At 66.4% G+C, this 4,713-nt stretch carries 4 protein-coding genes and 2 pseudogenes; 5 read left to right on the forward strand and 1 reads right to left on the reverse strand.

Translation table 11 applies throughout. The features are described 5' to 3' along the window. A pseudogene (locus ACFQEU_RS11575) lies at positions 1-528 on the forward strand (glycosyltransferase family 2 protein); the annotation flags it as partial. Here ACFQEU_RS11575 and ACFQEU_RS11580 read toward each other — a convergent pair. Beyond that, entirely contained in the window at positions 483-1,706 is a 1,224-nt protein-coding gene (locus ACFQEU_RS11580; RefSeq protein ID WP_379782288.1) for a sensor histidine kinase, read from the reverse strand. The pseudogene ACFQEU_RS11575 and the gene ACFQEU_RS11580 overlap by 46 nt on opposite strands. A gap of 247 nt (positions 1,707-1,953) precedes the next feature. Here ACFQEU_RS11580 and ACFQEU_RS11585 point away from each other — a divergent pair, with 247 nt between their 5' ends. The 4 genes and pseudogenes from ACFQEU_RS11585 to ACFQEU_RS11595 all read left to right on the forward strand — a co-directional run. Next, positions 1,954-2,133, forward strand: coding sequence for an HVO_0416 family zinc finger protein (locus tag ACFQEU_RS11585; protein WP_379782290.1), 180 nt, complete (start codon positions 1,954-1,956; stop codon positions 2,131-2,133). A 106-nt stretch (positions 2,134-2,239) separates the two neighbouring features. Beyond that, positions 2,240-2,395: a DUF7563 family protein gene (locus ACFQEU_RS18285; protein WP_464384238.1), complete on the forward strand. Its 156-nt coding sequence runs from the start codon at positions 2,240-2,242 to the stop codon at positions 2,393-2,395. Positions 2,396-2,545: 150 nt separating this feature from the next. Beyond that, the gene (locus tag ACFQEU_RS11590; protein ID WP_379782292.1) at positions 2,546-4,390 is read left to right on the forward strand and encodes a UvrD-helicase domain-containing protein; all 1,845 of its coding nucleotides are present in this window, start codon (positions 2,546-2,548) and stop codon (positions 4,388-4,390) included. Beyond that, positions 4,387-4,713 (forward strand): annotated as a pseudogene (locus tag ACFQEU_RS11595) (M24 family metallopeptidase); the annotation flags it as partial. The gene ACFQEU_RS11590 and the pseudogene ACFQEU_RS11595, both read left to right, overlap by 4 nt.

The following is a 4,713-nucleotide window of genomic DNA, read 5'->3' on the forward strand; positions in this document are numbered from 1 at the left end:
GGCAGCGCGGCGGCCGCGGGGGCGGCCGCGTCGTCGCGTCGAGATGACGGCTCGGACGCTCACGAGGGCACCGATTCGGGGTTCGTCTGGGCCGATCACCTCCGCGAGGAGCCCGGATCGGACGGGTTCCGATGGGTCTCGTATCTCGCGAGCGACGAGATCGCGGGCGGGTTCTCGCTCGCTCGTGACCCGGTCGTGGGCGTCGGCGACGGGGGGTTCGTGTGGACGACGGACTTCTCGGGGGGTGTCGGCGACGGGGGATTCGTGTGGACGACGGACCCGACGGACGGGGTGGGCGACGGCGGCTTCGTCTGGGTGCTCGACGGCAACGACCCTCACGTCGGCCGCCTGGTCGCGACGACGGACTTCTCGGAGGGTGTCGGTGATGGCGGGTTCGTATGGACGACGGACCCGACGGACGGGGTTGGCGACGGCGGCTTCGTCTGGTCGCGGGAGTTCGACGACGTGGACCCCGACGCCGGCTACGTCTGGATCGCGGACGCGCCGTCGTCGTTGTCGTCGCGGTGAAGCGCGTCGTGAACGGGCTCGGCGGCGTTGATGTCCGTTACGCGGAACGTCGTCCCATCGGCGCTACTCGTCACGTCGAGGTCCCAGTCGTGTCCCGACACCACGCGGAGCACCACGAGGAGCCCGAGCCCGAACGACTTCACGTTCTCCGTGTCGGCACGGTCTAGTGCGGCCTCGACCGCGGGCGGGAGCCCGGGGCCGTCGTCGGCAACGACGAACCCGTCCGCGTCGCCGGTGACGGTCACCGTCACGTCGCGCCCCCCGTGTTCCACGCTGTTGCGGAACAGGTTCTCGAAGAGGCGCTGGAGCCGCTCCGCGTCGGCGATCACGGTCGTTCCCGGATCGATCTCGACCGCGAGGGTCGCGTTCCGGGTTCGAACCGTCGCCCAGGCGTCGCGGACGAGCGGTTCGAGTTCGACCGCCTCGCGTTCGCCCACGTCCGCGCCCTCCTTCGCTAAGATCAGACACTCCGCGATCATCGATTCCATGCGTGCGAGCGAGCTCCGCACCCGGTCGAGGAACTCGGCCGTCTCGCCCGTCGCGTCCTCCTGAGCGAGCTCGGTGAACCCGATGGCCCCCGCGAGTGGGTTCCGGAGGTCGTGGGCGACGATGCCGGCGAACTCGTCGAGTCGCTCGTTCTGTTCGCGGAGGTCCGCGTAGTGTTTCGCCCGTTCGATCTCCGTTCCCACCCATCCCGCGAGGATCGAGACGAAGTCACGCTCCTCGTCGCTGATCGGCTCCGTCCGGGCGTTCTCACTCGAGAAACACAGCGTCCCGTACGTCTCGCGGCCGACCGTTACCGGCGCGCCGACGTAACAGTTCAGCCCGGTCGTTTCCCGAGCGACGTCGTCGCGGTACGGACTCTCGCCGGCGTCGGCGAAGCCGATCGTCTCCCCGTCGGCGACGACGTGGCGACACCACGTTCCGTCGAGATCGACGACACCTCCCTCAGCGTATGGGCCCTCATCGATGTTCGTTCGAATCACCTCGTACTCGCCCTCGCCGGTGTACGAGAGCACGCCGTAGTCGACGTCGAGGTACGCTCTCCCGACGTCGATGGCGGTCCGGATCCGTTCCTCGGGAGTCAGATCCTCGTCAGCTAACCTGAGCAGACTCTTAAACGGGTTCGACCGCTCGGCGGTACCGGTCCGAGCAGTCGGATCAGCGTCGCCGGTCATGGGCGTGAATTGGGCTCGGGGATCATTCGTCAATACCGTCCCCTTTCTCGGCGACACGGTATAACCCTCGGATGACGTTTCGGTCGTGAACGCCCATCTCCGTCGTTGACGGATACCGGCCGAGCGTATCACGATACGCCGCTCGATCAGATCTCGGTGCGCTGGCCGGCGAGAAACCGACGTTCGAACGGTCCGATCGGGAGGACGGAAAGATACTTATACGATCCTTGGCATACATTGACACGCAATGTCTAGCGCACCCAGCTCGAACGACGACGTGTTCGACGAGTTCCTGTCCGACCGCGGTCACGAAACGGAGATCGTACGCTGGGAACGATCTTATAACAAGCTTCAGTGTCCCGAGTGTGGTGCGCTACACCCCCAAGACGCTGTCACTTGTGACGTCTGCGACTGGCGGCCGACCTAACGGTTCCGAACGCCCGACGCGCCGGTGACGGCTACTCGACGCGGCGCTTTTCTTTCCACTGAGATCCGGCGGTAGTATTATGTATACCGATCGGTTAGTTGCCATTATGCCGACCTGCCAGAACTGTGGTTCGTTCGTCACTACGGACTACGTACGGGTCTTTACGCCCAACGATGTCGATCGGCCCCGTGTCTGTCCTGCCTGTGAGGACCTCGTCCGTGACGGCGCGGACGTCCGCGAAGCACGCGCGACGCGCAGTTGATCGGCCGACTCGCCCCGAACGCTCCTCCGTGCCGTACGTGTTCCGGCCGCCCTCTCGGTCGGCCCTCCATCGTCGGTCCTGTTCGACCCCTGACGGCACGCCATACTCCGAGCCACGGCGTTTAAGGAGAGTGAGGATCAGTAGTCGGTAATGAACGACCCCACCGTAACTCGGCTGTTTGGCGGCCCCGGAAGCGGGAAGACCACCGCCCTCCTCGACCGTGTCGAAACGATCCTCACGGAGGAGGACGCCGACGTCCGTGACGTCCTCGTCGTCTCGTACACCCGTGCGGCTGCCGCCGAGATCCGTGAACGGCTCGCCGAGCGGCTCGACGTTTCCCCGCGAAGCCTCAAAGGGAACGTCTGCACGATGCACGCGAAAGCGTACGAGCTCCTCGACCTCTCGCGCGGCGACGTGGTCGGCGAGGACGACAAGGAGGCGTTCTGTGAGGAGTACGGGATCGAGTTCGAGGACCAACACGGCGGCGCGGGCCGCCGAACCGCGCGGTCGACGACCATCGGCAACAAGATCATCGCCACCTCCCAGTGGCTCCAGCGCACCGAGCGGGACGTCGCCGACTGGTACGACGTCCCGTTCCAGTGGGACGTCGAGGAGGTCCGTCTCCCCCCCGAGGAGGACCCCAACGCTCAGCAGGGGAACAAGTACACGCCGACGTGGCCCTCCGACGACGACCGGATCGACATCCCGGAGACGATCCGTGCGTGGCGAGGATATAAAGGGGATAACGGCCTCGTCGGGTTCGCCGACATGCTCGAACGCGTCGCTCAGCGGTCGCTCGTTCCGAGCGTCGAGTACCTGATCATCGACGAGTTCCAGGACATCACCACGCTCCAGTACAACGTCTTCGAGGAGTGGAAACCGCACATGCGGAAGGTGCTCATCGCCGGCGACGACGACCAGGTCGTGTACGCGTGGCAGGGCGCGGACCCCGATCTCCTCTTAGAGACCGAGGTCGACGAGGACGTGATCCTCCCGAACTCCTACCGGCTCCCCTCGGAGATCCTCAACGTCGTCAACGCGGAGATCCGCCACATCGACAAGCGGCAGGAGAAGGACCTCCACCCGCGCAAGGAGGGCGGCAGCGTCGAGGCGATCCAGTCCCCGTCGATGCTCGAGCTCGTCCGGAACGTCCGCTACACCGTCGAGGACGACGATGGGAGCGTGATGTGTCTGTTCCGTGCGCGCTACCAGATGTTCGATTTCATCGACGAGTTCATCGACCACGGGATCCCCTTTACGATGCTGACGGACGGGCGGATGTGGACCGACCGGATCCAAGATTACGTCGCGGCGATCGAGAACGTCGACGACGGCGAGCCGGTGTCGTTGCTCGAGGCGCGGCGGCTCGCGGACATGCTCCAAGAGTCGGCGTTCGGCACCCACGACCGCGACGAGTTCTACGACTTCCTCGACGACTGTGAGGAGGACGCCGACGCCGACGACATCGCGACGATCGAGCTCGACCCCGACGAGGTGACCGACTACATCCCCTTTATGCCCGACCGGACGAGCGCCGACGACATGGTCCGGAAGGTGACGAGCTTCCAGCGGAAATCGATGGGTGCGTACTTCGACGGCGACTATCAGGACGCCGACCCGGGCGCGGTCCGCGTCGGCACCATCCACTCCGCGAAGGGCCGCGAAGCCGACCACGTGTTCGTCGCGACCGACCTCACGGAGAAGGTGGTCGAGCAGATGGCGGCCTCCATCGACGACCCGACCGACGTCGACGGGGTCGACGAGTTCACCAAGTCGACGAGCCCGGTCCCGGTGCTTACCGACAACGAGCGCCGGGTCTTCTACGTCGGGATGTCCCGGGCTCGCGAGCGACTGGTCATCATGGAGAGCCTGATCGGCGGCGCGCCGACCCTCCCGATCAGCGTCCTGTTGTTCAACGAGCTCCGTGACGAACCTCCGCAGGAGCTGATCGAGGAGGTTCAAGCGGAGCTGGCGGTCCCGGAACCCGACCCGTGAACGGGGATGGATCGGGGGCCGAAGCGGACGAAGGCGACGGGTCAGGGGAGGACGCGGCCGGATCGGGAGCCGAGGAAGCGGCCGACGCGTCCTCCCCGCTCCGGACGGACCTGACGCCCGTCGTCGATGCGGTTCGGACGGCGGGGGCCGTGGGGTTCGTCGCCGTCGGCGACCGCTTCGACGACGCCCTCCGATACCTGGCCCGTTTTTCGGGTCCGGACCGCGCGTACGGGCTGGTCGTGTGTCCGGGAAACGGGGACGTCCCGCCGCAGGCGACCCTCCTCGCGCCCGGGCTGTTCGCCGAGCAGGCCGAGCGGGAGTTC

The sequence above is a fragment of the Halorubrum tibetense genome (assembly GCF_042661865.1).
In the GTDB taxonomy this organism is placed as follows: domain Archaea; phylum Halobacteriota; class Halobacteria; order Halobacteriales; family Haloferacaceae; genus Halorubrum; species Halorubrum tibetense.